At 64.2% G+C, this 26,399-nt stretch carries 24 protein-coding genes; 12 read left to right on the top strand and 12 right to left on the bottom strand.

Features of this window, described 5'->3' with window-relative positions:
* Window positions 1-53: 53 nt before the first annotated feature.
* A complete protein-coding gene (locus NLM25_RS23740; RefSeq protein ID WP_254138601.1) occupies window positions 54-836 on the bottom strand; it encodes a transporter substrate-binding domain-containing protein in 783 nt (260 codons plus the stop codon).
* A gap of 113 nt (window positions 837-949) precedes the next feature.
* Here NLM25_RS23740 and NLM25_RS23735 point away from each other — a divergent pair, with 113 nt between their 5' ends.
* Window positions 950-1,447, top strand: a complete 498-nt coding sequence (locus NLM25_RS23735) for a DUF1993 family protein (RefSeq protein ID WP_254141249.1) — start codon at window positions 950-952, stop codon at window positions 1,445-1,447.
* On the opposite strand, the gene NLM25_RS23730 is transcribed toward NLM25_RS23735, so the two are convergent.
* The 6 genes from NLM25_RS23730 to NLM25_RS23705 form a co-directional block, all read right to left on the bottom strand.
* On the bottom strand, window positions 1,448-1,936 hold the full coding sequence (locus NLM25_RS23730; protein ID WP_254138600.1) for a hypothetical protein: 489 nt from the start codon (window positions 1,934-1,936) through the stop codon (window positions 1,448-1,450). It abuts the gene before it with no gap.
* Window positions 1,937-2,193: 257 nt separating this feature from the next.
* Window positions 2,194-3,183, bottom strand: a complete 990-nt coding sequence (locus NLM25_RS23725) for a hydroxyacid dehydrogenase (protein ID WP_254119562.1) — start codon at window positions 3,181-3,183, stop codon at window positions 2,194-2,196.
* Between the two features lie 34 nt (window positions 3,184-3,217).
* The gene (locus NLM25_RS23720) at window positions 3,218-4,318 is read right to left on the bottom strand and encodes an ABC transporter ATP-binding protein (RefSeq protein ID WP_254119560.1); all 1,101 of its coding nucleotides are present in this window, start codon (window positions 4,316-4,318) and stop codon (window positions 3,218-3,220) included.
* A gap of 19 nt (window positions 4,319-4,337) precedes the next feature.
* Window positions 4,338-5,249 carry a carbohydrate ABC transporter permease gene (locus tag NLM25_RS23715; RefSeq protein WP_254119558.1) on the bottom strand — a complete coding sequence of 304 codons (912 nt, stop codon included), beginning with the start codon at window positions 5,247-5,249 and terminating at the stop codon, window positions 4,338-4,340.
* Window positions 5,249-6,187 (bottom strand): carbohydrate ABC transporter permease, encoded by a 939-nt coding sequence (locus tag NLM25_RS23710; RefSeq protein WP_254138599.1) that lies wholly within the window; start codon window positions 6,185-6,187, stop codon window positions 5,249-5,251. The genes NLM25_RS23715 and NLM25_RS23710 overlap by 1 nt, the downstream gene beginning before the upstream one ends.
* Window positions 6,188-6,340: 153 nt before the next feature.
* The gene (locus tag NLM25_RS23705) at window positions 6,341-7,681 is read right to left on the bottom strand and encodes an ABC transporter substrate-binding protein (RefSeq protein WP_254119554.1); all 1,341 of its coding nucleotides are present in this window, start codon (window positions 7,679-7,681) and stop codon (window positions 6,341-6,343) included.
* 481 nt (window positions 7,682-8,162) lie between these two features.
* Between NLM25_RS23705 and NLM25_RS23700 the strand changes: the two genes are divergently transcribed.
* Both NLM25_RS23700 and NLM25_RS23695 read left to right on the top strand, forming a co-directional pair.
* The gene (locus NLM25_RS23700; protein WP_254138598.1) at window positions 8,163-8,966 is read left to right on the top strand and encodes a Spy/CpxP family protein refolding chaperone; all 804 of its coding nucleotides are present in this window, start codon (window positions 8,163-8,165) and stop codon (window positions 8,964-8,966) included.
* 111 nt (window positions 8,967-9,077) lie between these two features.
* Window positions 9,078-9,455 carry a response regulator gene (locus NLM25_RS23695; RefSeq protein ID WP_254119550.1) on the top strand — a complete coding sequence of 126 codons (378 nt, stop codon included), beginning with the start codon at window positions 9,078-9,080 and terminating at the stop codon, window positions 9,453-9,455.
* Window positions 9,456-9,568: 113 nt separating this feature from the next.
* Here NLM25_RS23695 and NLM25_RS23690 read toward each other — a convergent pair whose 3' ends face one another.
* From NLM25_RS23690 to glk, 3 genes are all read right to left on the bottom strand, one after another.
* On the bottom strand, window positions 9,569-9,724 hold the full coding sequence (locus NLM25_RS23690) for a hypothetical protein (protein WP_254138597.1): 156 nt from the start codon (window positions 9,722-9,724) through the stop codon (window positions 9,569-9,571).
* A 146-nt stretch (window positions 9,725-9,870) separates the two neighbouring features.
* A complete protein-coding gene (locus tag NLM25_RS23685; protein WP_254119546.1) occupies window positions 9,871-10,074 on the bottom strand; it encodes a hypothetical protein in 204 nt (67 codons plus the stop codon).
* A 143-nt stretch (window positions 10,075-10,217) separates the two neighbouring features.
* A complete protein-coding gene (glk, locus tag NLM25_RS23680; RefSeq protein ID WP_254138596.1) occupies window positions 10,218-11,204 on the bottom strand; it encodes a glucokinase in 987 nt (328 codons plus the stop codon).
* 258 nt (window positions 11,205-11,462) lie between these two features.
* Here glk and pncA point away from each other — a divergent pair, with 258 nt between their 5' ends.
* From pncA to NLM25_RS23635, 9 genes are all read left to right on the top strand, one after another.
* Complete coding sequence (gene pncA, locus NLM25_RS23675; protein ID WP_254119544.1) at window positions 11,463-12,089, top strand: bifunctional nicotinamidase/pyrazinamidase; 627 nt, start codon at window positions 11,463-11,465, stop codon at window positions 12,087-12,089.
* Window positions 12,090-12,105: 16 nt separating this feature from the next.
* Window positions 12,106-13,221, top strand: a complete 1,116-nt coding sequence (locus NLM25_RS23670) for an alpha/beta fold hydrolase (protein ID WP_254138595.1) — start codon at window positions 12,106-12,108, stop codon at window positions 13,219-13,221.
* 141 nt (window positions 13,222-13,362) lie between these two features.
* Window positions 13,363-15,396, top strand: coding sequence for an NAD(+) synthase (locus NLM25_RS23665; protein ID WP_254138594.1), 2,034 nt, complete (start codon window positions 13,363-13,365; stop codon window positions 15,394-15,396).
* A 472-nt stretch (window positions 15,397-15,868) separates the two neighbouring features.
* On the top strand, window positions 15,869-16,684 hold the full coding sequence (locus tag NLM25_RS23660) for a sugar phosphate isomerase/epimerase (RefSeq protein WP_254138593.1): 816 nt from the start codon (window positions 15,869-15,871) through the stop codon (window positions 16,682-16,684).
* A gap of 30 nt (window positions 16,685-16,714) precedes the next feature.
* Window positions 16,715-18,352, top strand: a complete 1,638-nt coding sequence (locus NLM25_RS23655; protein ID WP_254119537.1) for an ABC transporter substrate-binding protein — start codon at window positions 16,715-16,717, stop codon at window positions 18,350-18,352.
* Window positions 18,353-19,339, top strand: a complete 987-nt coding sequence (locus NLM25_RS23650) for an ABC transporter ATP-binding protein (protein ID WP_254119535.1) — start codon at window positions 18,353-18,355, stop codon at window positions 19,337-19,339.
* The gene (locus tag NLM25_RS23645; protein WP_254138592.1) at window positions 19,336-20,328 is read left to right on the top strand and encodes an ABC transporter ATP-binding protein; all 993 of its coding nucleotides are present in this window, start codon (window positions 19,336-19,338) and stop codon (window positions 20,326-20,328) included. The genes NLM25_RS23650 and NLM25_RS23645 overlap by 4 nt, the downstream gene beginning before the upstream one ends.
* On the top strand, window positions 20,328-21,257 hold the full coding sequence (locus NLM25_RS23640; protein WP_254119531.1) for an ABC transporter permease: 930 nt from the start codon (window positions 20,328-20,330) through the stop codon (window positions 21,255-21,257). Before NLM25_RS23645 ends, NLM25_RS23640 begins: the two co-directional genes overlap by 1 nt.
* Window positions 21,254-22,114: an ABC transporter permease gene (locus NLM25_RS23635; protein WP_254119529.1), complete on the top strand. Its 861-nt coding sequence runs from the start codon at window positions 21,254-21,256 to the stop codon at window positions 22,112-22,114. The genes NLM25_RS23640 and NLM25_RS23635 overlap by 4 nt, the downstream gene beginning before the upstream one ends.
* 46 nt (window positions 22,115-22,160) lie before the next feature.
* Here NLM25_RS23635 and NLM25_RS23630 read toward each other — a convergent pair whose 3' ends face one another.
* On the bottom strand, window positions 22,161-23,537 hold the full coding sequence (locus NLM25_RS23630) for a SagB family peptide dehydrogenase (RefSeq protein ID WP_254141248.1): 1,377 nt from the start codon (window positions 23,535-23,537) through the stop codon (window positions 22,161-22,163).
* A gap of 95 nt (window positions 23,538-23,632) precedes the next feature.
* On the bottom strand, window positions 23,633-25,879 hold the full coding sequence (locus NLM25_RS23625; RefSeq protein WP_254138591.1) for a TOMM precursor leader peptide-binding protein: 2,247 nt from the start codon (window positions 25,877-25,879) through the stop codon (window positions 23,633-23,635).
* Window positions 25,880-26,399: the final 520 nt, after the last annotated feature.

Raw genomic sequence — 26,399 nt, 5'->3', positions numbered from 1 at the left:
ATATCGACGCGTTTTCTTTACACGAACCGGTACCCACTTCGCTCGACAACGCTCTAGTCGAACCAGGCGGCGTAGATCTTCCTGTAGCTGCCATCCTCCATCGAGATGTGCAGCCACTGGTCGACGAACGCCTTCAGCGCCATGTCGCGCTGGAGCCAGTAGGCCTTCTCGGAGAAATCGAACGGCTTTTCGGGATGCACCGCGCAGAGCACGCCTGCATGCTGCTTCTGCTGGTAGCGGGTCTCGGAGGCGTCCGTCATCATCAAATCGGCATTGCCCTTGGCGATCTCGTCGAAGATCACGGTGTTGTCGGAGAAGACGGTGATCTCGGCGTCCTTGATGTTGGCGCGCGCGAAGCGCTCGTTGGTGCCGCCGGGGTTGACGATGACGCGGGTACCCTTCTTGTCGATGTCGGCGATGCTTTGGTACTTGCCGATGTCGGCACAACGCGCGATCGGCGTCTTGCCTTCGCGCATGATCGGCATCGAGAAGAAGCCCTTCTTCTGCCGGTCGAACGTGACCGAGACGCCGCCCATGGCGATGTCGAACTGGTCGGCCTCGAAGTCCTTCATCAGCTTCGGCCAGGCCGTCGGCACGAACTCGACCTTGACCCCGAGCGCCTTGCCGAGCGCCTCCGCCATGTCGACGTCGAAGCCGCTGAACTGCTGCGTCGCCTTGTCCAGATAGGTGAAAGGCTTGTAGTCGCCGGTCATGCCGACGCGCAAAGTGCCGCGTTTGACGATCTCGTCGAGACGCGAGGGCGGCGGCTGCTGCGCGTAAGCCGAGACGTTTGCCAGCAGGACCACGGCCAAAGCCGCCACGATTCGAACGATCATCTCTTTTCCACCCATGCCCGAGCTGTCATTGTGCAGCTCTTGAGACCTGGATTTAGACCAGATGCCCGTCGCTGGCGAGGCGGAATTGAAGGGAATTCGACGTGACGATCTCGATGTATGACGCCTCGGTCGGCGTCTTCGTGCCGTATCTGCGCAACCTGTCCGTCCTGCTCGACAAGGGCGTCGCCTATGCCGAAAGCCGGAAGTTCAATCCGGCGGTCCTGCTCGGCATGCGCATGGCGCCGAACATGTACGATCTGGCGCAGCAGGTGGGGGAGGCGTGCCGCCATGCCACGGTCGCCCCGGCCTTGCTGGCGCAATGCGAGCCGGTGGCGCTGCCGGCGCTGGAGCACGACATGGCCGGGCTTCAGGCGCGCATCGCGACCTCAATCGAGTTCATCGAGAGCTTGCCGCGCGCCGATATCGACGCTGCTGCAGAGCTGAAGGTCTTCTTCAGGCTGAAGAACGGGACAGAGCTGCCGTTCACCGGGCGGACGCTGCTCCTGACCAACAGCATCCCGCAATTCTTCTTTCACGTCACGACCGCCTACGACCTGCTCCGGCACGCAGGCGTCGAGCTCGTGAAGAAGGATTATCTCGGACGCAAGTGACTAAGCTTCGCCCTTGCGTTCGTAATCGGCGAGCGAGCTGCGGCCGGCGATCTCGCTGCGCAGCTCCTCGAAGCGTCGATGGGCTTCATCCTCGTGCGTGTCGACGAAATGCACCGCGGCTTCGCTCGTCATCGGGCCGCTGACCACGGGCGCGGACTGCTCGCCGATGGTCTCGTGGACGTAGAACTGGCCGTCATCGCCGCGATGGACCGTCCATTTCAGGCGGATCGCAACCACCGGCCCGGGACCGACCTTGCTGTAGCCGTCGGCATCGGTGTGCTCCGGCACCAGCGGCTGCTCCTCGACGACCGGATGCTCGTCGGCGACCTCATGCTCGTCAGAGGCCGGGTGCACGTCGGCGACCGAATACTCATCTGCAGCCGCGGCCGTCTCCGTTTCGGTGTCGCGGACGACGAGAACGGGCTCGGGGTGCTCCAGAATGCTTGCGATGGTCGCGAGCGCGTGGTCGGTCGGGTCGATCTCTGACAAGGGTCCATCCTCCAGCTCGACGCGGCCGGCTAGTCTGTCCCACTGCCGCCGCGGCCGGATATATTACGCGGGTTTGATTAAGGCTGAGTTGGGGCCCGATCTGCACCAAAATGGGACGTATTCTGGCCATCCGAAGGCGGGCGGGCGAAGCATGATCCGGAAAAGTGCGCAGCGGTTTTCCGGAAAGATCATGCTCAAACAACAACCTAAAGCGCGATGACGATTCATCGCGCTTTAGCCGCCCGCCAATCGGTTTTTCAGCCCAGCACGTCCTGATTGATGATGTTCTGCCGGATCGGATCGCCGTCCAGCACGCTCAGGATGTTGCGCGCAGTCTGTTCGCTCATGCGGCTCACCGCCTCCACCGTGACGCCGGCGACATGCGGAGCCATGATGACGTTGGGCAGCGCGAACAGGGCATTGCTGACCGGCGGCGGCTCGACCTCGAACACGTCGATACCGGCACCGGCGATCTTGCCGGAAACCAGGGCGTCGTAGAGCGCGGCTTCCTTCACGATGCCGCCGCGTGCGGTGTTGATGAGATAGGATTTCGGCTTCATCCGGCCGATCCTGTCAGCATCGAACAGGCCGACGGTTTCCGGGGTCTTCGGGCAATGGATAGTGACGAAATCGGCGTTGGGCAGCGCTGCATCGAGATCGGCGACGGGCTCGCAGCCGGCAGCCTTGATCTCGGCGGCAGGCTTGTAGGGATCGTAGACCTGCACGTTCATTTCCATTGCCTGGCAACGCTTGGCGGTGCGGCTGCCGATGCGGCCGAAGCCGATGACCAGCACGGTCTTGCCGTAGAGGTCGAACGGCAGCATGCCGAGCCGGTTGGCCCATTGGCCGTCCTTGACGCAGGCATGCATTTCGTTCGCGCGCTTGGCCAGCGTCAGCATCATGAACAGCGCCTGCTCGGCGACCGAGGGCGAGTTCGCGCTGCCCGCGACCATCAGCGGCACCTTGCGGCGGGAGAGGGCGGGCACGTCGACGGCGTCATAGCCGACGCCGATGCGGGTCACCACTTTCATGTCGCGGGATGCCTCGAGCTCGGTCTCGCCGAAAGCGGTGGCGCCGAGCGCCACGCCGTGAACCGGGGCGTGGCTCTTCAGCAAGGCCTCGAAGTCCTTCGCCGAGATCAGGTTCGCAAACTCGACGAGCTCGATATCGTCCCGCTGGGTGAGGAGGGCGCGTGCCCCTTGCGACAAGGTTTGCGTAACGAAAATCTTCTTCTTGTTGGTCGCCATCGTCTCCTGCCTGCGCGAGTTTCTTGGACCGGCATCACAACACGGCGCCGGTCGCCTCGTTTAGCAGGTGCATATTGTTGAGGTCCATCGCCAAACGCATGGGTGCCCCGTCCTTGGCGCCGGCGTTGGGATCGACGCGGCCGCAGATGGGCGTGCCGTCGAGGCCGAAATAGACCAACGTCTCCATGCCCATTGGTTCGGTGACGTCGAGCACGGTCTCGAAGGTCTCGATCCCCGGGCCGAGATGGGCGTGCGACTCGGTGAGATGCTCGGGCCGGATGCCGAGCAGCAGCTGGTCGGTGCGCGGCAGTGCGTTGTAGCGCGCGGCGCGGGCGGCCGGCAGCGCGAAGGCGATGCGATCGCTCAGGCGGATCTGGAGCGTGCCGCCGGCATCCTCCAGCCGGCACGGGATGAAGTTCATCGCGGGCGAGCCGATGAAGCCGGCGACGAAGCGCGTTGCCGGCTTGTGGTAGAGCTCGTTCGGCGTGCCGATCTGCTCGATGCGGCCCTTGTTCATCACCACCACGCGGTCGGCCAGCGTCATCGCCTCGACCTGGTCGTGGGTGACGTACACCGTCGTGGTCCGCACCTTCTGGTGCACCTTCTTGATCTCGATCCGCATCTGCACGCGCAGCTTGGCGTCGAGATTGGACAGCGGCTCGTCGAACAGGAACACCTTCGGATTGCGCACGATGGCGCGACCCATCGCGACGCGCTGGCGCTGACCGCCGGAGAGCTGCTTCGGCTTGCGGTCGATCAGGTCGGTGATGTCGAGAAGGCGGGCGGCTTCCGTCACCCGCGCCTTGATCTCCGCCTTGGGATAGTGCTTCAGGCGCAGCCCGAACGACATGTTCTCCGCGACCGTCATGTGCGGGTAGAGCGCGTAGTTCTGGAACACCATCGCGATGTCGCGGTCCTTCGGCGGTACGTCGTTGACGACGTCGCCGCCGATCATGATGTCGCCGTCGCTGATGTCCTCGAGCCCCGCGATCATGCGCAGCGTGGTCGACTTGCCGCAGCCGGAGGGGCCGACCAGCACGATGAACTCGTGGTCGGCGATATCAAGGTCGATGCCGCGCACGGCCTCGACATCGTCGTAGCGCTTGATCACCTTACGCAGGGAAACATCGGCCATTGCACTTCTACCCCTCGATTCAACCCTTTGTCGCGCCGGCGGTCAGGCCGGCAATGTAGTAGTCCATCAGGAAGGCGTAGATGATCAGCGGCGGGGCCGCGCCGAGCAGCGCGCCGGTCATGATCTGTCCCCAGTTGAAGACATCGCCCTTGATCAGCGTGGTGGTGATGCCGACCGGCAGCACGAGCTGGTCCACCGACGTCGTGAACACGAGGGGATAGAGGAACTGAGCCCACGACACGGTGAAGGCGAAGATGGTCGCTGCGATCAGCCCGGGCAGCGCGACGGGGATGAATATCCGCGTCAGGGTCTGGAGCCAGGAGGCGCCGTCGATCAGGGCAGCCTCATCCAGCTCCTTCGGGATCGAGGCGAAATAGCCGATCATGATCCAGGTGCAGAACGGCACCGTCAGGGTCGGATAGATGAACAGCAACACGTACCATCTGTTGAGCAGCGTGATGCCGGTCAGATCCTGGACGAGCCCGAGTGTCTTGAACAGCGGAATGAACAGGAGGCTGTCCGGGATCAGGTAGGTGAGGAAGACGCCGGTGGCCAGCGTCGCCGAGCCCCAGAACTTCATCCGGGCGAGCGCGAAGGCCGCGGGGATGCTGATCAACATCGTGATGATGACGACCACGATCGACACGATCGACGAATTCCAGAAGAAGCGCAGAAACTGGTTCGAGGTCAGGAGCTCGACATAGTTCGACAGCGTCGGGTGGAACACCCACCAGGGGTTGGTCGCAGCCGATATTTCCGCGCTGCTCTTGAGCGACGTGATCAGCATGTAGATCGGCGGCGTCAGGAAGAAGATCGCGAACAGCACCAGGAAGAAATAGGACCAGCGCAGCGCCCAGGTGCGGTCGCGGCTCATGCTGCCAAGCTTGACCTTGCGCGTCGGTCCGCCCTTGTCGATTGCAAGCGTGCTCATCAGGCCTCGTTCCCGCGTTTGGTGACATCGCGCAGGATGAAGATCGCTGCGACGGCGAGGATCGGCACCATGAACAGGGAGACGCAGGCGCCGAGCGGAATGTCGCTGCTCTGGATGCCGACCTGGAACGCCCAGGTGGCGAACAGATGCGTCGTATCCAGCGGCCCGCCGGACGTCAGGATGCGCACGATGTCGAAGTTGGCGAAGGTCACGATCAGGGAGAACAGGGTCGTGATGGCGATGATGTTGCGCATCATCGGCAAGGTGACGTACCAGATCCGCTGCCACCAATTGGCGCCATCGATCGCGGCGGCCTCATAGAGCTGATCGGGCACTGATTTCAGCGCGGCGAGATACATGATCATGAAGAACGGAGCGCCGTACCAGATGTTGACGAGGATGACGGAGAACCGCGCCCAGAAGGTGTCGCCAAGCCACGGGATCGGCCCGACGCCGAAGAAGGAGAGCGTGTAGTTGAAGGCGCTGTAGGAGGGATCGAACAGCCACAGCCAGGCCAGGGTGCTCATCGCCGGAGGGATCACCCAGGGCACCAGCAACATGCCGCGCCATTTGCGCTGGCCCTTGGCCGGAATGTTGTGGACGAAATGCGCGACGATGAAGCCGATCAACGCCTTGAAGATCACCGCGGTGATCGCGAAGATGCAGGACTGCCGCACCACCATCCAGAATGTTTCGCGCTTGAACAGGAAGGTGAAGTTGCTCAAGCCGACGAATTTCGTCATCGCCTTGTTCAGCGTCGCGAGGTAAACCGAGTAAAAGGCGGGGTAGAGCACGAGCAGTGCGATCAGGAGGATCAGCGGCAGAGTCAGGAAGAATGCGACCGTCGATTTTCGCCCCAGCGCATTGCGCAGGCTTCGTCCCTTCCTCGCGCCCGTCGCACGGGCGACGCGACCTTGCTCGACGACGACATCGGCCATGTCAGCTTCCTCAAGTCGGCACTAGTGAGTCTGCTTCTTGCAAACTGTGCAACCGCGAAGCCCGCCATCTGGGTCGGCTTCCCGGTCATGCGGATCGGATGACGGGGTGTGGTGGCTCACGCAATTGGCGTGAGCCACCCTGGCACATCCCGCTCAGCTTCGCATGAAGCCTTCGCACTCGCCTTCGGCCCAGGCGAGCGCCTGCTCCATGGTTTCGCCGCGCGCAAAGCGCAGCGCCATCTTGGTCAGCGTCGCCTGGAAGTAGATTTGTTGCGCGATCTTCGGCGGCGCGGGCGACGCTGCGATCGACAGCGTCTGATGCTTGTAGGGGTCCGGGTAGTGGAAGAGCGTTCCCTTCGGCGGACCTTCCTCCTCCCATGTCTTGAACTTGGTCATGTTCGCGTAGGCCGGCAGGTCGTAGCCGCCGCTCACCGCGACGAATTTCTCGATCGAGGCTGGCGATGACATGTGAACGAGCAGGCTCTTGGCCGCCTCCTTGTTCTTGCCGAAGCTCCAGACGCCCCAGAAGTAGGGCAGGTACGGCGCAAACCGCCCCTTGGGACCCGACGGGAAGCCGTGCGTCCAGCACTGTTCGGCGACCTGCGGCGCGTCGCGCTTGGCAACGGCCCAGGCGCTCGGCGGATTGAGGATCATCGCGCCGCGGCCGGAGATCAGCCATTTGTTGTTCGAGGCGTCGTCCCAGGACGGCGCGTCCGGCGGCAGGAACGCGATCAGCTTCTTGTAGAACTCCATGGCTTGGCGAACCTGGTCGGTCTTCACCGTGATGTCGCCCTTGGCATTGACGAGCTCGGCGCCGAACGACTGGAAGAGCGCGCCGGCGGTGTCCACGCTGTCGGTGGTTTCACCGAGACCGATGCCGAACGCGAAGCCCGCCTTGTGGCAAGCCTCGGCCGCCTTCAGGAAGGTCTCCATCGTCCAGTTCTCGACCTTGGGCGGGCCGCCGGCCGGATACATCTCCTGCACGTCGATGCCGGCATGCTTCTTCATCAGATCGATGCGGGAGCAGGGGCCCTTGATCTGGCTGCCGGGAGTCGCAGGCACTGCGAGCCATTTGCCGCCGGACTGTCCGAGATATTTGACGGTGCCGTTCACGTCGCCGTTCTGCTTGAGCAGCGGCTCCATGACGTCGTTGAGCGGCTCGAGATTCTCGGCGTAGGCCTGCGGCCACCAGCTCGGCATCTGAAGAATGTCATGACCGGACTTGGCCTGCGCTTCGGCCGCGGCGGTCAGCTCGATCTTCTTGTTGTTGCTGGTGATGTAATCGATGGAGACTTCGACCTTCTCCTTTGCGGCCCATTCGTTGACCAGATCCGTCGAGGCCTTGTTGGCGCCGGGGACCCAGTGGTCCCAGAAGCCGATCGAGAGTTTGCCGGCGGCGTAAGCGCCCCGGACATAGGGCGCCGAGATCAGCGCCGCGGAGGACATTGCAGTGGCAGCCACAAATTGACGTCGCGTCAGTGTCTTGCGTGACATCTCGTTTCCTCACCTGGGTGTTTTATTGTTCTGGTGCTTCCTCTGGCATTCCGAGTTTTGTTTTTGATTTTCTTGTTCGCGTTTCTTCTTGTGCTACCTCGCGGTCGATCGCGCAACGGCCAGCAAATTGGTAGCGCGATCAGATCATGATTGATCCCGTCTGTCGAGGAAGCCGAACGGCTTGCCGTCTAGAACTAACGTTGCGTCCGGAACGTGGCGGCGCCGTCTCGCGATGCGCGTTCGAGGTGAACCTCCGCCGCGCTTTTTGCGACGCACACTTCGGGCAAGGAGTGCGGGACAAATCGTGCGCAATTACGCCGCAGTTTCGAATAAGCCTTCATAACCGCTTCGCGCCAAACGCTTTTCGGGCGTGGACCGCAGTTGGCTGCGGCTGGACCCCGAAGCGGCGGAAACGATAGAGTTGCAACCGGCGGGTGGCCCCCACCCAGACAGGATAATCGGATCGACGATGGAGACCAGAATGATCAACCCGGCGCCGCCAGCGCAGCTTCACCCGCGGCGATGGCTCGCGCTGGGCTCCGTGCTCGCATTGCTGCTCGGCGCAGCCACGGTTGCGCAGGCACAAGGCCTGGTCAAAGGCGTTCAGGATGGGGCCGCGGCCGGCAACAAGGCGGCCGGCCCCGTTGGCGGCGTGCTGGGAGGTGCGATCGGCGGCGTGGTCGGTGTCTTCACCGGCGTGCTCGGCGTCAATAACAACCAGGCGCCGCCGCCGGCGGCCAAGGACGCCAACAAGGATGCGAGCAAGGACGCCAGCAAGGATTCCAAGCAGCCGGGCGCCGGCAAGGACAAGGACGCCAAGAGTGCCAAGGCGGGCAAGGGCGCCAAGGCGACCAAGGAAGCCAGGAACGCGCCGCAGGACAACAAGGACAAGGACGTCACCGTCCTCACCCAGCCCGGCGCGCCGCAACAGACCGCCGAGCAGATCGTCGCCAACAGCGATTCCTATATCGAGCGGATCAAAACCGAGTTGAACCTGACGCCCGATCAGGAGAAGCACTGGTTCGGCTTCTCGAGCGCCATGCACTACCTGGGGCATAACGGCGCGGAGCGGCTCAACCTGCGGATTGCCCGCGCCAAGCGGGATCCGCCTGACGACATCATCGAGCAGATGCGCAACGAATCGCAATTCCTGATCGACCGCGCCGCCGATCAGCGCAACGTCGCCGATGCCGCCGAGCCGCTCTATTCGAGCCTCGACGACAAGCAGAAGCAGGTCTTCATCCAGGAAATGGTGCGCCTCAGCCACGAGCGCGGGCTGGATTGATCAAGTTGAATCCGATTGCGGGCGTCTGAATTAACGGCGCCCGCCACGAATTCGTGAATCCTCTCCGCAATTCGGTTATGATTAGCTTCGCTAGCTGACTGCGGGGTTGATATGGCGGACGGACTCTCCGTTTTCCTGGTCGAAGACGAGGCGTTGATCCGGATGATGATCGCCGACATGGTGGAGGAGCTCGGCCACCATGTCGTCGCTGAAGCGGACAATGTCCGGGACGCGAGCGCCTTCGCGATGACGGCGCAATACGATTTCGCAATTCTCGACATCAATCTGAAGGGCCTCTACGTCGATCCCGTCGCCGACCTGATCGAGCGCCGCGGCAAGCCGTTTCTGTTCGCCACCGGCTACGGGCCGGAGCTGCTGCCGTCCTTGCTCCGGCGCCGGCCGATCCTGCGTAAGCCGATTTCCCTCGACCAGCTCAAGACGATGATCGACACGCTGTTTCCGGACGCGATCGCCAAGGCGCCTCACTAAGAAAGGCACCTCACTGAGAAGGCGCCTCACTGAGAAGGCGCCGCATTGAGATCGCCAACGAAAATGGCCGCCCGTAAGGGGCGGCCATTTGGCGAAAGAAATGTGGCGCGGTCTCAGATCAGCCCGGCGCTGAGGTCGATGCCGTGCGCCATCAGGCCGAACGAGGCGACCAGGCCCATGCAGCAGAACAGCAAGATGGTCTTGAACGAAGAATCAGCGAAACGCGCTTCGACGGCAGCCGGCATCGCGGCGAGCGAAATCATGCTCATGTTCATTCCCCCCTTTGTTGATCCCTGAATTGCATCAGGTGGGGGAACTCTTAGAGCAAAAAGTTTGACGTGAGCTTGCGAGGGATCGTTAACGGAATCGCAAATCGCTTGCGCGTTTGCGCGAGCGGCAAACGGTCCCGCAAGTCTCAGTTGCGGCCGTTCTTCAGCACGGTGGCAATGGTATGGGCGGTCATGGCGGCGCGATCAGAGGCGCGCTGCGCGGCCAGTCGGTCGCGCGCTTTTTCCTCGATCAGGAGCTCGATCAGGGCCAGCCGCTTGTCATCGTCGTCCGCTTCCGTCAGCAGGCGGTGATAGCGGTGATAGTCGAAACCCAAGTCTTGCTTACGCATGTCACGCCCCCGCAACTACGCCACATCCGTGGATTGTTTCTTATCGGATACAAACGGGCAAGCACGATCCAGCGTGGAACCGCGGGCACGTTGCAATCATCTGTGTATTACTGGAACCGGCGCGTGATGAGGGCGATCGCGCCTCAATCCGGATTGTGGTCGGCGAACATCTTCAGGCCGAGGAAGCTTGCGTCAGGCTTCGTGACGAGCCTGGTCGGGATGTTGCGCAAGTAATCCTGGAAGCGCCCCTTGGCTTCGAAGCGCGCCCGGAACGCGGACGCGGCGAGGAACTCCGGAAAGCGCGGCACGATGCCGCCGGCGATGTAGACGCCGCCGCGGGCCCCGAAGGTCACCGCGAGATTGCCTGCGACCGAGCCGAGGATGGCGCAAAACATCTCGAGCGTCGCACGGCTGAGTTCGCAACTGCCCTCAAGGGCCGCCTTGGTGATGGCGGCGGCGTCGCGGTGCGGCACCTGAGCGCCGTCGACCTCCGCCAGCGCCTCGTAGAGGCTTTGTAGGCCGGAGCCCGAAAGCGCGCCGCGCTCGATGGAGACATGGCCGAGACGCCGGCGCAAGCACGCGATCACACGCTCTTCGCGCTCGTTCTCGGCCGGCAAAGTCGCGTGGCCGGCCTCGGTGACGACCGCCAGCCGGGCGCCGTGCCGCTCGACCAGACAGGAGACGCCAAAGCCGGTCCCGGGGCCGACCACCAGCAGCGGCTCTCCGGGAAGGCCGTCCTGGCCCCCGAGCGGGATCAAATCGGCTGGTTCCAGGGCGGGCAGGGACCAGGCCACCACCTCGAAATCATTGAGCACATGCACGCTCTCGAAGCCGAGGGCCGGCTGGAGCTCGTTGCCGTCGATGACCCACGGGCTGTTGGTCATGACGCAGCGGTTGTTGGTCACCGGACCTGCGACGGCCAGCACGGCTCTTTTGGGCTGCTCGTCGCCGGACTGGCGCGCGAGGACGTCGGCGATGGCTTCCCGGACGGTCGGGAAGTCGGCGACCTTCACATAGTCGATGGGGCCGGCCTGGTCGCCACTGTTCGATGCGCTTTGACTCAGCGCAAAGCGCGCATTGGTGCCGCCGATATCGGCGAGAAGAATCTGTCCTGTCTTGCCGGTACTCATGACCATGTGGCTGCCGCGCCGTGCAGGCTCGCGGGAACCGTTTCCTCCGCTCCATCCGGTCCGCGATTTGCGAACGTGCTGTAGAATCCGTCCTTGGGTGAGCCTAGTCAACTCGGACAACGCCAAACCGTTGCATCCCGGCTACTATGGCGCGATACCGCCGTATCGGTCGGTGGTTGCGAAGCCGCGCGGGAAGATCGACATTGGACTGGAGCGGTCGGCGCCCGCCGCGCCGGACGGCTGGAACGGGACCTTGCGATGAAGATTTCCGACCGCGATGTGCTGCTGGTGATCGACGTGCAGAACGATTTTTGCACGGGTGGAGCGCTCGCCGTTCCCGGCGGCGAGAAGGTTGTCCCGGCCGTCAACCGGATCGCCCAAAAATTCACCAATGTGGTGCTGACCCAGGACTGGCATCCGCGCGACCACGTCTCGTTCGCGCCGAACCATGCGGGCAGGCAGCCGTTCCAGGCCATCGAGCTCGACTATGGCACCCAGGTGCTCTGGCCGTCGCACTGCGTGCAAGGCACCTCGGGCGCCGAATTCCACCGGGAGCTCGACGTCGGCAGGGCAAACCTCGTGGTGCGCAAAGGCTTTCGCCGCGGCATCGATTCCTATTCGGCGCTGTTCGAGAACGACCACCGGACGCCGACGGGCCTGCTCGGCTATTTGCGCGAGCGCGAGCTGAAGACCGTCTTCGTCGCAGGCCTGGCGCTCGACTTCTGCGTCCGCTTCTCGGCGGAAGATGCGCGCAAGGCGGGGTTTGAGGTCGCCGTCATCGAGGATGCATGCCGGGGAATCGATCTCGACGGCTCTGTGGCCGCGACCCATCGGAGTTTTCGCGAGCGCGGTATTTCAATCGTCAGCCTGGAGGCCTTCCTGTGAGGACCTTGAGCTAGTCATGGTGGAGAAGAGCGGCAAACCGCCGGGCGGATCGGATCGTCCTCAGGATGATACGCTGCTATGGCCGTTTGCGGCGGCGCGGCTCGCGATGGATGCCTGCTTCTGGTGGCTGGAGCGTGGTCCGCCGGAACAGGACGAGAGCACTCTGCCGTGGACGACGCCCAACACGGTCGCCTTGGAGCTTGCGACCATGCGCCTGCGCGATTGCACGCGGACGCGATCCGGCCAGCCGGCACTGGTCTGCGCGCCCTATGCGCTGCATCGGGCCCTGATCGCCGACTTCGCAGCAGGCCACAGCGTGGTGCAGTCCCTGCAAAATGGCGGCATCGGCCGGATCTATCTCACCGACTGGCGCTCGGCCACGCCCGACATGCGCTATCTCTCGATCGACAACTATCTCGGCGACCTCAACGTTGCCATCGACGAGATCGGCGCGCCGGTCGATCTCGTCGGGCTGTGCCAGGGCGGATGGCTGTCGCTGCTCTACGCGGCGCGCTTTCCCGCCAAGGTGCGGCGGCTGGTGCTGGTGGGTGCGCCCGTCGATCTCTCGATCGACTCCGAGCTGTCCCGGCTCGCTCGCAATGCGCCCGAGGCGGTCTACGACCAGCTCGTCGCGCGCGGCGGCGGCAATGTCAGCGGCGACGAGATGCTGCGCTTCTGGTCCAAGTCGCCAACCCGCGACGATATCGCGGCGGCGTTGCAGAAGGACCTCTCGGACGAGGAGGGCGCGGCACTGCTCGCGCGTTTCGATCGCTGGAATGCGGAGACCCTCAACCTGCCCGGCACTTATTATCTGGAGATCGTCAACCGGATCTTCCGGGAGAACCGGATTGCCGATGGCAACTTCACGGCGCTCGGCCGCGAGGTTGATCTGAAGGACGTCAAGGCGCCGGTCTTCCTGCTGGCCGGGCTCGATGACGATGTCGTGCCGGCCAGCCAGGCGCTTGCGACCGCCGGTCTGCTCGGTACGCCGCCGGCCTTCATTGCGGCGGCCTCCGAGCCCAGCACTCATCTCGGCCTGTTCATGGGCTTGCGCACCCACGCCCATGCCTGGCCCCGGATCGCCGAGTGGCTGCGCAGCGACCTGTCCGGCGTGCTGGCCCGCAGTGCCTGACTTCGCCGGGCGCCGGGCCGGGCGAACATGCAAATCCGTTATGCATGACGGCGGATGGCCTGCACCGGGCCGGCCCGATGGGCTACATATGGTCAGGAGCCGATGGCTGCGGCCGCGACAAGATTAAGGGTACTGCGCTCGATGACGTTCCATTCGATCTACGCCCACGGATTTGCGCGGGTGGCGGCCTGTGTCACCACGTCCCATGTGGCCGATCCAACTGCCAATGCGAAGGCAATCCTGGCGGCCGCGAATGCCTGCCACGAGCGGTCGGTGGCGGTCGCCGTGTTTCCCGAGCTGTGCCTGTCCGGCTATGCGATCGAAGATCTGGTGAAGCAGGACCCGCTGCTCGATGCGGTTGAGCGCGGACTCGTTGCCATCGTTGACGCCTCCACGGCGCTGATGACCGTCCTGATCGTCGGCGCGCCACTGCGCTTCGGCAATCGCATCTACAATTGCGCCGTCGTCATCCATCGCGGCAACGTCCTTGGTGTCGTGCCCAAGAGTTACCTGCCGACCTATCGCGAATTCTACGAGGGGCGGCATTTCGCCTCCGGCGCCGGCATTGCCGGAGAGACGATCGCCTTTGGCGGGCTGCACGCACCGTTCGGCGTTGATCTCCTGTTCGCAGCCGAGGACGTGCCCGGCCTGACCGTCGGCGTCGAGATCTGCGAGGACATGTGGATCCCGGTGACGCCGGCCTCCGAGCTTGCGCTCGCCGGCGCGAGCGTGTTGATCAACCTCTCGGGCAGCCCGATCACGATCGGCCGGGCGCGTTCGCGCGCGCTGCTCTGCCAGTCGACGTCGGCGCGCTGCCTTGCGGCCTATGTCTATTCCGCCGCCGGGGCAGGGGAATCGACCACGGATCTGGCCTGGGACGGCCAGACCTCGATCTATGAGAACGGCGTGCTGCTGGCCGAGGGCGAGCGGTTCCGCCAGGGTGGCCAGATCACCTATGCCGACGTCGATCTCGACCTGCTCAGGCAGGAACGCGCGCTGATGGGCACGTTCGACGATAATCGCCGGCAACGCGAAGGCTTTTTCCGGAAGATCACCTTCGCTCTGAAGCCGCCGGCCGCCGACATCGGCTTCCTGCGCAAGATCGAGCGCTTCCCGTTCGTGCCGAGCGACGAGACCCTGCTCGAGCAGGATTGCTACGAGGCCTACAACATCCAGGTCGCCGGCCTCGTGCAGCGCATGCGCGCGACCGGAACCAAGCGCGTGGTGATCGGCGTCTCGGGCGGTCTCGATTCCACCCACGCCCTGATCGTTGCCGCCAAGGCCGTCGACCTGCTCGGCTTGCCCCGCGAAAACATCCTCGCCTACACCATGCCGGGCTTTGCCACCGGTAGCGAGAGCAAGACCAACGCACTCGCGCTGATGAAGGCGTTGCGGACGACTTGGCAGGAGCTCGACATCCGCACCACCGCCACGCAAATGCTGAAGGACATCGGCCATCCCTTCGGCAAGGGCGAGAAGGTCTACGACATCACCTTCGAGAATGTGCAGGCCGGCCTGCGCACGGACTATCTGTTCCGGCTCGCCAACCATCACGGCGGCATCGTCATCGGCACCGGCGATCTCTCGGAGCTCGCACTCGGCTGGTGCACCTACGGCGTCGGCGACCAGATGGCGCATTATAATGTCAACGCCGGCGTGCCGAAGACGCTGATCCAGCATCTGATCCGCTGGGTGATCGCTTCAAAACAGTTCAGCGACGACGTCAACCTGACGCTGGCCTCGATCCTGTCGGCCGAAATCTCGCCCGAGCTGGTTCCCGTCAAACCGGGTGAGAAGCCGCAGAGCACGGAAGCTTCCGTCGGCCCCTACGAACTGCAGGATTTCAACCTGTTCTACACGCTGCGGTTCGGCATGCGGCCGTCCAAGATTGCTTTCATGGCGTTGCAAGCCTGGAAGGACGTCGCCAAGGGCGAATGGCCGCCGGCGTTCCCGAACGACCGGCGCAAGGCCTACGATCTCAAGGAGATCCGTCGCTGGCTGGAGGTGTTCCTGCGCCGCTTCTTCGCGTTCAGCCAGTTCAAGCGCTCGGCGATGCCGAACGGCCCGAAGGTTTCGGCCGGCGGCTCGTTATCGCCGCGTGGCGACTGGCGCGCGCCGTCGGATTCAAGTGCGGCGGCATGGCTTGAGGATCTCGAGCGGAACGTGCCGAACTGATCGGCAAGACGAGGGCAGACACGGCGCCTCAAAACGACTTCGCGCCGCGCGGCTCATGGAGCCGGCGGCGCGACGTTGCGTTCAATCCAGAAAAGTTTCGAGGTCCGGAGTGCCTAGGAGTCCGGACCTCGTCACCTTGCCCCAGCCTTTGATCCCCCCGCCCCATGTGGTCCCCCAACCCCGTGGTGCGCGATCAGAGGGTGATGCCCTTGGAAGGCCGCCGATCGATGTGCGCGATGTACGCGAAGTATGGTTAGGATTCCATTCCGGATCACTACGGACACGAACGCGCGTGATGCTGCACGCTGGTGCATTCGTCCGCATCCGCTTCGATTGCTGCTGCCTGAATTCGATGCAGGCGATCGGGGCGATGTCCACATCTGCGCATCGCCGCTGCCCCAGTATTTCACGGGCCTGTCATTGAACTGGTCTAGCGCTGCTCCCGTCATCGCTGACGGTCAAGGAGCAAGCCATGTCGAAGCCGGTGCTGGGCGCAGCATTGTCCATCAAATCGATCCCCGCCCACCGCGACTGGCTTCTGGAACGGCAGCGCGATCTCGAGATCCAGGATTTCTTCCGCGCGGATCTGCTCGATAGCGACTGGCGCAGCACGGCGAGCGAAATCAAACAGATGCTCTGCGGCCATACCGGCCGTCTCGGCATCCACGGCCCGTTCTGGGGCTTCAAGATCGACAGCCACGATCCCATGATCCGCCAGGCGGTGACGAAGCGCCTGCTTCAGGGCCTCGACGCCGCGGAGTTCCTCGGTGCGACGCAGATGGTGATCCATTCGCCGTTCACGACCTGGGACCATAACAACCTCGATCTCTATCCCGATAACCGCGTCAATATCGTCGAACGCGTCAAGGCGACGCTGGCCGAGGTGATCGCGCGCGCTGAAAACATCGGCTGCGAGATCGTCATCGAGAACATCGAGGACAAGGATCCGCGCGACCGCGTGCGCCTCGCCAGGGCGCTCGAGAGCAGCAAAGTCCGCGTCTCCCTCGACACCGGGCACGCCAACTACGCCCACATCTCCACGGGCGCGCCGCCGGTCGACTATTACGTCGAGACCGCCGGTGACACGCTGACGCATGTGCACCTCCAGGACACCGACGGCTTTGCCGACCGGCACTGGGCGCCGGGTGAGGGCAACATCCCCTGGGTGGCGGTGTTCCGCGCACTGGGTCGGCTGACGTCCAACCCGCGGCTGATCCTGGAACTGCGCAATCACGACGACGTTCGCGCCGGCGCAGCCCATCTCGCCGCGCTCGGTCTCGCTGAATAACCGACCTCACCAAGGGCAGGGCCTATTGTCATGAGCAAATTCACCCGTCGCACCATCCTGAAGTCTGGCGGCGCTGCCGCGGGCACACTTCTCCTGCCGCGCTTTGCGATCGGGCAGGCCGACAACCGACCGTCGGTGACGATCGCCGTGCAAAAGGTGACGAATTCGAACGTGCTCGACGTGCTGCGCGAGCAATCCAACGTCGGCGAGCGCGTGTTCTTCTCCTCGATCTGGGAGGGACTGATCTCGAAGAACTGGCGCGGCAGCCTCGAGGCCGTACCGGGCCTGGCCACCGAATGGCGCCGCATCGACGACCAGACCGTCGAGGTGAAGCTGCGTCAGGGCGTCAAGTTCCACAATGGCGACGAGCTCACGGCGGAGGACGTCGTCTTCACCTTCAGCCGCGAGCGCATGTTCGGCGAGACCGAGGCCAAGAGCCGCTCGACCATCCAGGCTTTCGAGAAGATCCCGACGCCGCGTCCGGGCAAGGAACTGCCGCCGGACGTGCCGGCAGTTGCCCGCCGCATCTGGCCGGACCTCGTGCGTGTCGATGCCGTCGACAAGTACACGGTGCGCTTCTACAACGCGACGCCCGACGTCACGATCGAGGGCCGGCTGTCGCGCTACGGCTCCGACATCATGAACCGCCGCGCCTGGGAACAATCCGCGAGCTATCTCGACTGGGCGCGCAAGCCTGTGACGACCGGCCCGTACAAGGTCGTCGAGCTCAAGCCCGACGTGTCGCTGACGCTCGAAGCGCATGACGAATATTGGGGCGGCCGTCCGCCGCTCAAGCGCATCCGTTTCCTCGAAGTGCCCGAGGTCGCGAGCCGCATCAACGGCCTCCTGTCGGGCGAGTACCAGTTCGCCTGCGACATCCCGCCGGACCAGATCGCCGGCATCGAGAAGAACTCCGCGTTCGAAGTGCAGGGTGGCACCATCCTCAACCATCGCCTGACCGTGTTCGACAAGAACCACGCCGTGCTCGCCAACCCGCTGGTGCGGCGCGCCTTCACCCATTCGATCGACCGCCAGGCGATTGTCGACAGCCTGTGGGCCGGCCGTACCCGGGTGCCGAAAGGCCTTCAGTGGGAATTCTATGGCGACATGTTCAACGCCGACTGGAGCGTGCCGGCCTACGACCCGAAGCTCGCGCAGGATCTGTTGAAGCAGGCCAACTACAAGGGCGATCCGATTCCCTATCGCCTGCTCAACAACTACTACACCAACCAGGTCGCGACCGCGCAGGTGCTGGTCGAGATGTGGAAGTCGGTCGGCCTCAACGTCCAGATCGAGACCAAGGAGAACTGGTCGCAGATCATGGAGCGTGCGCCGACCCGCGCGGTGCGCGACTGGTCGAACTCGGCCGCCTTCAATGATCCCGTGTCGTCGCTGGTCGCCCAGCACGGCCCGAACGGCCAGCAGCAGCAGATCGGTGAATGGACCAATGCTGAGCTGAACAAGCTCTCCGAGTTCCTGGAGACCTCGACCGACCGCGCTGCTCGCAAGAAGGCGTTCCACCGCATGCTGGAGATCGCCGAGCGCGAGGATCCCGCTTACACGGTGCTGCACCAGAACGCGACCTTCACGGCCAAGCCGAAATCGATCAAGTGGAAGGCGTCGCCGGCGTTCGCGATGGATTTCCGCGCTGGCAATTTCGAGGCGTAAATGGTCACGCCGCTGGTCGACATCCAGGGCCTCAGCGTCGCCTTCAACGGCGTACCTGTCCTGCGCGGTGTCGATCTCATCTTGCAGAAGGGCGAGGCCGTCGGCCTCGTCGGCGAATCCGGCTCCGGCAAGTCGGTGACGTGGCTCGCCGCGCTCGGCCTCTTGCCGCGGCACGCCCGCGTGTCGGGCTCGGTTCGACTTGACGGCCGTGAAATTCTCGGCGCGCCGGCCGCCGAGCTCGACCAGGTGCGGGGCGGGCGGGTCGCCATGATTTTTCAGGACCCCGCGAGCGCGCTCAATCCGGTGCTCACCATTCGCAGGCAGCTCTGCGAGGCCTTGGCGTTGCATCGCGGTCTATCGGGCGGGGCGGTGAAGGCCGAAGCGCGGCGGCTGCTCGATCTCGTCGGTATTCCCGATGCGGCGCGGCGGTTGTCAGCCTATCCGCACGAATTCTCGGGCGGCCAGGTCCAGCGCATCATGATCGCGATGGCGCTCGCCGGAAATCCCGATCTGCTGATCGCGGACGAGCCGACCACTGCGCTCGACGCCACCATCCAGGCGCAGATTCTGGAGCTGCTCTCCACCATTCGCCGCGAGATGAGCATGGCGATGGTCCTGATCAGCCACGATCTCGGCGTCGTCGCCGAGAATTGCGACCGCGTCGCGGTGATGTATGCCGGCCGCATCGTCGAGCAGGCACCTAGCAACCAGCTCTTCGCCGATCCCGTGCATCCCTATGCGCAAGGTCTGATCGGCGCGCTGCCGCCGCTCGATGGACCGCGCCGACGCCTCACGGCCATTCCCGGCACGGTTCCCGATCCCGCGCACATGCCCAGTGGCTGCGCCTTCGCACCGCGCTGCGCACTGGCAGCCGAGCCATGCGGCCTTGCAGCCCCGACGCTGGCGCCCATCGCGAACGACCGCGCTGTCGCCTGCATTCGCGCCGAGGCCTCGCGCCGCGCGCTGCTCGGGATCGCCGCCGAATGAGCGCGCCGCTCGTCGAGGTATCCTCGATCTCGCGCAGCTACTCCATGCGCTCCGGAATGTTCGGCCGCAGCACGGCCGTTCATGCTGTCGACGGCGTGTCGCTGACGATTCCCAGAGGTGAGACGCTTGGCCTCGTCGGCGAGTCCGGTTCGGGCAAGTCCACCACCGGCCGCATCGTGCTCGGCCTTGAGACGCCTGACCGTGGCGAAGTGCGGTTCGATGGCAAGCCGATGGCCGCGCCGGGGACGGCTGCGTGGCGCGCGCAGCGGGCGCACATGCAGATGATCTTTCAGGATCCGCTTGGCGCGCTGGATCGGCGGTTGCCGGTTGCGACCCAGATCCGCGAGCCCCTGGATATTCACGGTCTCGGCACGGCCGCCGAACGCGAGGACCGTGTTCGCGAATTGCTGCGGGCGGTCGAGCTGACCCCGGCGCATGGCGCGCGTTATCCGGGCGCGCTCTCGGGTGGGCAGCGCCAGCGCATCGTGCTGGCGCGGGCGCTGGCGACGAAGCCGGATTTCCTGGTCTGCGACGAGCCGGTCAGCGCGCTCGACGTCTCGATCCAGGCGCAGGTGGTGAACCTGCTTTGCGATCTCCAGGCGCAGCTTGGGCTCACGCTGCTGTTCATCAGCCACGATCTGCGCGTCGTCCGGCAGATCAGCAATGTCGTCGCCGTGATGTATCTCGGGCGCATTGTTGAGATCGGCAGCGCAGACGATCTCTTCGCGCGCCCGGAACACCCCTATACGCAGGCGCTGGTCTCGGCTTCGCCGGCACCGGGCCGTCGCAGCGCGGGCCGCATCGTGCTGGCAGGCGACCCGCCGAACCCGGCGGCTCGCCCCAAGGGCTGCGCCTTCCATCCGCGCTGCCCGCGCGCGATCGCGCGCTGCGCGAGCGAGGTGCCGGCGCTGTCGGCCGTCGGCGGCGACAGGCAGGTCGCCTGCCACCTCGTGACCGGACCGAAGGTCGAAACCCGGGACGCGGCGTGATGGGACGCTATTTCGCCATTCGGATCGGACGCGCGGCGCTGACGATCGTGCTTGTCGTCACCTTCGCGTTCGTGGTGCTGCGTCTCTCCGGCGATCCCGCGCTGATGATTTTGGGACCGGAAGCGCCGCCGGAGGTTCTCGCCGCCTTCCGCAAGGCGTGGGGCCTCGATGACCCCATCTGGTTCCAGTACCTCGACTACTTCGGCGCCATCGCCAAGGGCGAGCTCGGCCGCTCCATGCGCGACGGGCGGCCTGCGATCGAGCTCGTGCTGGAGCGGATTCCGGCGACGCTGGCGCTGACGCTGCCGGCGTTCGCCTTCAAGGTCGCGCTTGGCATTCCCGCCGGCATTTACGCGGCGTTGCATCGGGGCTCCGGGATTGATCGCGCTGTGATGATGACGGCGGTTGCCGGCTTCACCGTGCCGAGTTTTGTGCTTGCGCTGCTGCTCGTGCTCGTCTTCGCCGTGCAGCTCGGCTGGCTGCCGTCGGGCGGGCAGGACAGCTGGCGTCACGCCATCCTGCCGATCGCAACGCTGAGCCTTGGCGGCGCCGCGGTGCTGGCGCGCTTCACCCGCAGTGCGATGCTGGAGGTGCTGGGCCAGCCCTATATCCGCACGGCTTCCGCCAAAGGCGTGCCGTGGCGGAAAGTTGTGACCTCGCATGCTCTGCCGAACGCGGCGATCCCGACCGTCACCATCCTGGGCTTCATGGTAGGCACGCTGATCGCGGGCGCGGTCGTGGTCGAGAGCGTGTTCGCTTGGCCGGGAGTAGGGCGCCTGCTGGTCGTTGCCGTCGCCAACCGCGACCTCGCCGTGGTGCAATGCATCCTGCTGCTGGTCGCGATGACCATGGTCACGTCGAACCTCATCGTCGACTTCCTCTACGGCTTCCTCGATCCGCGCCTGCGCGCGAAGGGAGCCCATGCATGACCGACGCGACGCTGAAGGACGCTGCCGTCCGCCGCCGGATCAGCCTTCCGGCGATTCCGATCTCGGTCGCACTGGCGATCGGCTGGATCGTCGCGATGCTGGTGATCGCGGCGTTCGCCGAAAAGATCGCGCCCTACGGCTACACCCAGCTCGACCTGCGCAACCGGCTTTCTGCGCCCGGCAATGTCGCGCACTGGCTCGGGACCGACGAGCTCGGCCGCGACGTGCTGTCGCGGCTTCTGGTCTCCATCCGCATCTCGCTCTTGATCGCGTTCGGCGCGACGGCGATCTCCGCCATCGTCGGCACCACGCTCGGTTTCCTCGCGGCACATTTCCGCGGCGCCGTCGAGCAGCTCGTGCTGATGCTGACGGACTTTCAGGCCAGCATGCCGTTCCTGATCATGGCGCTCGCGGTGCTCGCCTTCTTCGGCAATTCGCTGCCGCTGCTGATCGGCCTGATGGGACTGTTCGGCTGGGAGCGCTATGCCCGCATCGCGCGTGGCCTCGCCATCTCCGCCAATGCACAAGGCTATGCCGCAGCGGTCCGCCAGCTCGGCGCGACGCCTTCGCGGATCTACTTGCGTCACATCCTGCCCAACATCGCCTCGACCCTGATCGTCTCGACGACGCTGGTCTTCCCCGAGGTGATCCTGATGGAGTCGGGCCTGTCCTTCCTCGGCCTCGGCGTGCAGCCCCCGATGACCAGCCTCGGCAACATGGTGGGCTATGGCCGCGAGTATCTGACTCGGGCACCCTGGATCATGCTGGCGCCGGCCACCACCATCGTGGTGACTACGCTCGCTGTCTCCGTGATCGGCGACTGGCTGCGCGACCGGCTCGATCCGACGCTGCAATAGCGCGACGGACTCGATGCGTGCGCCAATTTGCCGTCGGATGCCGATTCTAGCCTTGGACATCCGGCTTCCTGCCGCGCCCGAGCGCGAATTGACCTACCGGGCCCTCGATATGTAATTCCAACTCCGTCATCTTCGCGAACAGATCGATGTCGGTGGTCCCGATGGCGCAGCCACCAAGGCCCATATCGGTCGCTGCCAGATAAAACGTCTGAATCAGGCTGCCGACATTCTTCAGGATCAGCGCATATGCAATTGAGCTGTATTTCCAGGAGACCCGCCCAAAGCGCGCCGCGATCGTGATCAGGATTTGCGGCTCACCAGGCGCGTCCATGGCAAACTGAGCTGCCACCGAGAGCGCCTGGAGCTGTTGGGCGGAGGCGCCGATCGCGACCAGCGCGTGCCCCCCTGCGTCGTAGTGGTAAAGTCCGCGCGCGAGCCCGTCGCAGTTCGAGACCGCCAGGTACAATTCCAGCTCGTACGCGCTGCCCGCAGACGGATAAGGCCTCGTGCTGTAGGTGACCTCCGGACCGCCGTCAAAATACGGCTCGCTCTTCCATTCGGACACAACGCGCGCGGTGGTGTCGAGAAATTGCGCGAGTTCGTGGAGCGTGACTGGATGCTTGTCGTCGAAATCCCGTGTTGAATGGCGTTCGTGCAACAGCTTCGGGAAGAGAGAGTTCGGCTCCGAGGAGGAGAATGTGCGCAGGTCGATCTTGCTGCCTGGCCAGGGCGGACGCACCGCGGGCAGCGGCGGAACGACGCTCGCATAGCTGAAAGCGGCGCCGACCGGATTGGCTTGCCGGCCCTCCGTGCTCCGCGTGTGAAAGACCAGATCGTGGAAATCCCAGAGAACGAGATTGCCGTCGCCTTCATCTACTCGCAGGCCGTCGCCGCCTTTCGCATCGAGCTTGAGCAGAACACCGCTTTCCAGCAACAGCTCGAGCAGAAGGAGGTTGGAGGAGAGTGCCTTCCGGTCAAGCTTGCCGATCTGCTGAGGCTGTGACAGCGCAGCAAGGGTGGCGGCGATGGCGGGATCGCCAATCCGGAACAGCGCGCCGGCGCGTGGCGATTCCAGCACCATCTCATTGCCGCGCCGGCGCAGATAGGCAAAGCGCGACAACACGACGGTATCACGGCTGCCCAGCTTCGCGCGTCGCGGCCAGTAGTCGGGGACTTGAGGCTCGATGACCATGAGGTCGCGCTCGTCGCGCGGGGAGGAGAGGCGGTATTCCAGAAGCCCCTGCCGGGCCAGGCGATGCACCAGAGCGTCGATTTCCCTGGCGAGGATGCTCTTGCCTGCAAACGAAGCGATCGGAAGACCGGTGCCGAGATGTCGCGCGCGGTCCATCGCGGCCGCGCTGAATTGTCCGAGGTTGACGGAATAGTCGCCAAAAGTGGCGGCGATGTTTCCGTCCGGCTGCATCTGGAGGGAGAAGCGATGGCTCAATCGGGCAGCAATATCCGGCGCGATCTTCCTGGTCGGCTTTTTCCTGGGAGCACGCACGAAAGAGTAGCCCCTCAGGTGTGTGGAAGGAATGAAGTCAGATCGCCTTCCAGTCGCGGCGCGTCCAGCAATCCGAGCTTCACCGGCACATCGTAAAGACGGCCCGGTGCAAAGCGGCGATAAAAGTGACGCAAGCCGGGAACGAGCACTCTGACGACCGGAACCTCGACGTCGGGACGTGTCTGGTCGAGGACGAGGAAATCGTAGCCCGCACGGGCGGCGATCTCGACGCAGGCAATGACCTGGTCACGCGTATTGTCGTGAAGCTTGAGGCTCGGCGCTGGGGGGACGACCGGGCGATCGCTCGGTCTCAGGAACGGATAGTCTTCCAGGCGCAGCGGTGTGACACCATCGAGGGTCGGCTTCTCGCTGGTCGCACCGCTCATCATGCTGACGGACATGAATTGGGTCAGCTCGGTGAGAGCGCGCAGCAGGGCTATGCGGCGGTCGAAATGCGCGCCGGAGCCGAACTCGATATGCTCGTCCCCATTCTGCATCCAGTGCATGATTGCCACGTAGGTCGGAATGCCGAGATCGGTGGTGACATCGAGCACCCACAGCTTGCGACCGGCTTCCGCAAATTGAGCCTGGAGATCCCGGACATAGAAATCGTCAAACTGCTCGAGGTCGACCTCGGCGCGCTGCACCCGGTTGTACCACCAGATCGCGTAGGCATCGCGCTCGATCAGCTCCAGGAAGCCCTGGACAATCGCTTCGTCGCGGGTGTTGCCGGCCGCGCAGCCGTTGGAATCCGTATGAAATCCGCCATAGAAGAAGTACAGGAGGCCGGTCGGCAGATATTTGAAGCGCTTGTCGCGCAACGATGTGACCGGCGACCACTCGGTCCTCGCCGAGGGATCGAACGGCTCGGGAACCGGGTGGGGATCGTCCGGCTGCTGGAGAAACCTGTTCTTGAACTGCGTTTCGCTGAACAGCTGCACGTCGTTGGGCAGAAGGGCGTCGCCGGGCGCGAAGTCGGCAAAGCTGCGCGTCGTCCTGATCTCATCGCCCTGGAAAATGCCCGAATAGCGTTCGATCGATTCCATCAGCGCGCTGGCTTCGCCCTGCTCGGCGGTCGAGCCCTTGCCAAAACTGCCACCGCTCAATCCGGACCTGAGCTGGTCGATGCTGTGGGCCGGCGCGGAGAAATTATGCTGGGCGAAGTAGTTGGTGTTCATCGGCAGATCGACGTCGATTCGTTCGAGCCTGGTCACCACCCCTGTCAGGGGGCTCACATGCTTGCGGAAGCGCGACACCGTCGACCGCGACGTCACGGTGCGATATCCACCGCTGGTCATGACGAGCCTCTTGCCCTCTGCAATCTCGACCGGGGCCGGAGATCGGCGCGGGTTGTTCAGCTTCTTGCTGCCGCAGGTCGGGCATTGTGGACGTCGCATCACGTAGTGCTTGGCGATGGCGGCGCCGGTCAGGTCGAAACTGGCAATGTGATCGCACAGATCGGTGCGAAAATCCGATGCAATTGCCTTGGCGATTTCGACGGCCGCAAAATGGATTCCGGTCTGGCCGACGCCTTCTCTGACGAGCGGTGATATCGCAACCGCATGCGCCGGTCCCCGGTCGAGAAACCCCTTGATCTCGCGGTTGCGGATCATGCGATCGAACAGGCAGGTCCAGCAGGCGCTCTCGCCCGGTTTGAACACGGGCCCGACCAGCGGAAACGGGCCGGATGGCTGTACCAGCAACCAGGGTGTCTTGCCGGCCACGCGATCCTGGTTCAATTCAGCAAGGCGCTGGTCGAGATAGTCGTTCGCGAGCGTGATCGTGAGCTTTGGCGAGCGCTTGGCGATTTGAACGCCGAGCTTACCCAGGGCCGCGGTCAGCTCCTTGGCGCCTTTGACGTCAATCGACTCGACTCGCACGGAGCAACTGCGAAGATTTTGCTCCGCGACTTCCAGAGACAGGCCGAGGCTTGCCCAAAAACCGCCGACGGCCTCGTCGAATGCTGGCGAGGTCCGCGCAATGACATATCGGCGATCGAGGAGCCGCTTGATCGCCTCCTCGATCTTGGCGGCCGGGAAGCGCTTCGAAAGCTGCCGAATGATCTCCGGCCTGGCCTCGCCATGTTTTCCGAGCGCGGTGGCCAAGGCACAATAGAGTTCGCCGTGCAGGAAGAACTTGCGATCCTCGGAATAGAGGCAAACCGCATCGGGAGGCAGGACGTAGGCGGTGAAGTTCGGTGCAAATCGGAGGAGTTCTTTGTGGGTCTTCCGCGCAACGCGGGTCTTGCTATTGGCATTCATTGAGTCAGCACGCTGATCCTGTTGCCGTTACGTCAAATCGCCGGCGCAAGACGGATCGTCGTACCCGCGCGCTGATATTTCCCGGAGTGTTGAAACAATTCGCCCGCCATCGATGCAGGCGCCGTAGCGAAAGCAAGCATTTGGCCGGCCCCTGTCTCAGGGCCGGCCAATGATGTACCGGCTTGTGGACACGCCATTCGGAGCGCGCCGAGGCCTAGCACAGGCGGCAGCGGCCCCACGATGCGCAGCAACCCGCGCATGATACGGCGCATCCCACGACACCAACGCCGCAGCCAACGCCACAGCCGACAGCACAACCTGCACATCGGCAACCGACGCCACATCGGCAGGCCCGGCAAGCCCGGCAGCCTCTGCAGCCGCGGCAACCGCCGCATCCGCGCCATGCCAGCTGCACACGGCTGCCGGCATTTTCCTTGTCGAAGAGATGGAAGGTGGCGAGGCTGACGTCAGCCATTTCCTCTTCATCGAGCGTGATAGCCTGACCCGGTCCAAGGTGCTG

This window comes from Bradyrhizobium sp. CCGB01, assembly GCF_024199795.1.
In the GTDB taxonomy this organism is placed as follows: domain Bacteria; phylum Pseudomonadota; class Alphaproteobacteria; order Rhizobiales; family Xanthobacteraceae; genus Bradyrhizobium.
The sequence above is the reverse complement of the archived record's forward strand: the minus strand, read 5'-3'. Positions and strand labels throughout refer to the sequence as shown.

What these genes read in the sequence shown, in the direction of transcription:
- NLM25_RS23740 (WP_254138601.1), bottom strand. Translation starts at nt 836, where the DNA reads ATGATCGTTCGAATCGTGGCGGCTTTGGCCGTGGTCCTGCTGGCAAAC.
- NLM25_RS23735 (WP_254141249.1), top strand. Translation starts at nt 950, where the DNA reads ATGTATGACGCCTCGGTCGGCGTCTTCGTGCCGTATCTGCGCAACCTG.
- NLM25_RS23725 (WP_254119562.1), bottom strand. Translation starts at nt 3,183, where the DNA reads ATGGCGACCAACAAGAAGAAGATTTTCGTTACGCAAACCTTGTCGCAA.
- NLM25_RS23720 (WP_254119560.1), bottom strand. Translation starts at nt 4,318, where the DNA reads ATGGCCGATGTTTCCCTGCGTAAGGTGATCAAGCGCTACGACGATGTC.
- NLM25_RS23715 (WP_254119558.1), bottom strand. Translation starts at nt 5,249, where the DNA reads ATGAGCACGCTTGCAATCGACAAGGGCGGACCGACGCGCAAGGTCAAG.
- NLM25_RS23710 (WP_254138599.1), bottom strand. Translation starts at nt 6,187, where the DNA reads ATGGCCGATGTCGTCGTCGAGCAAGGTCGCGTCGCCCGTGCGACGGGC.
- NLM25_RS23705 (WP_254119554.1), bottom strand. Translation starts at nt 7,681, where the DNA reads ATGTCACGCAAGACACTGACGCGACGTCAATTTGTGGCTGCCACTGCA.
- NLM25_RS23700 (WP_254138598.1), top strand. Translation starts at nt 8,163, where the DNA reads ATGATCAACCCGGCGCCGCCAGCGCAGCTTCACCCGCGGCGATGGCTC.
- NLM25_RS23695 (WP_254119550.1), top strand. Translation starts at nt 9,078, where the DNA reads ATGGCGGACGGACTCTCCGTTTTCCTGGTCGAAGACGAGGCGTTGATC.
- NLM25_RS23690 (WP_254138597.1), bottom strand. Translation starts at nt 9,724, where the DNA reads ATGAGCATGATTTCGCTCGCCGCGATGCCGGCTGCCGTCGAAGCGCGT.
- NLM25_RS23685 (WP_254119546.1), bottom strand. Translation starts at nt 10,074, where the DNA reads ATGCGTAAGCAAGACTTGGGTTTCGACTATCACCGCTATCACCGCCTG.
- glk (WP_254138596.1), bottom strand. Translation starts at nt 11,204, where the DNA reads ATGAGTACCGGCAAGACAGGACAGATTCTTCTCGCCGATATCGGCGGC.
- pncA (WP_254119544.1), top strand. Translation starts at nt 11,463, where the DNA reads ATGAAGATTTCCGACCGCGATGTGCTGCTGGTGATCGACGTGCAGAAC.
- NLM25_RS23670 (WP_254138595.1), top strand. Translation starts at nt 12,106, where the DNA reads ATGGTGGAGAAGAGCGGCAAACCGCCGGGCGGATCGGATCGTCCTCAG.
- NLM25_RS23665 (WP_254138594.1), top strand. Translation starts at nt 13,363, where the DNA reads ATGACGTTCCATTCGATCTACGCCCACGGATTTGCGCGGGTGGCGGCC.
- NLM25_RS23660 (WP_254138593.1), top strand. Translation starts at nt 15,869, where the DNA reads ATGTCGAAGCCGGTGCTGGGCGCAGCATTGTCCATCAAATCGATCCCC.
- NLM25_RS23655 (WP_254119537.1), top strand. Translation starts at nt 16,715, where the DNA reads ATGAGCAAATTCACCCGTCGCACCATCCTGAAGTCTGGCGGCGCTGCC.
- NLM25_RS23650 (WP_254119535.1), top strand. Translation starts at nt 18,353, where the DNA reads ATGGTCACGCCGCTGGTCGACATCCAGGGCCTCAGCGTCGCCTTCAAC.
- NLM25_RS23645 (WP_254138592.1), top strand. Translation starts at nt 19,336, where the DNA reads ATGAGCGCGCCGCTCGTCGAGGTATCCTCGATCTCGCGCAGCTACTCC.
- NLM25_RS23640 (WP_254119531.1), top strand. Translation starts at nt 20,328, where the DNA reads ATGGGACGCTATTTCGCCATTCGGATCGGACGCGCGGCGCTGACGATC.
- NLM25_RS23635 (WP_254119529.1), top strand. Translation starts at nt 21,254, where the DNA reads ATGACCGACGCGACGCTGAAGGACGCTGCCGTCCGCCGCCGGATCAGC.
- NLM25_RS23630 (WP_254141248.1), bottom strand. Translation starts at nt 23,537, where the DNA reads ATGCAGCCGGACGGAAACATCGCCGCCACTTTTGGCGACTATTCCGTC.
- NLM25_RS23625 (WP_254138591.1), bottom strand. Translation starts at nt 25,879, where the DNA reads ATGAATGCCAATAGCAAGACCCGCGTTGCGCGGAAGACCCACAAAGAA.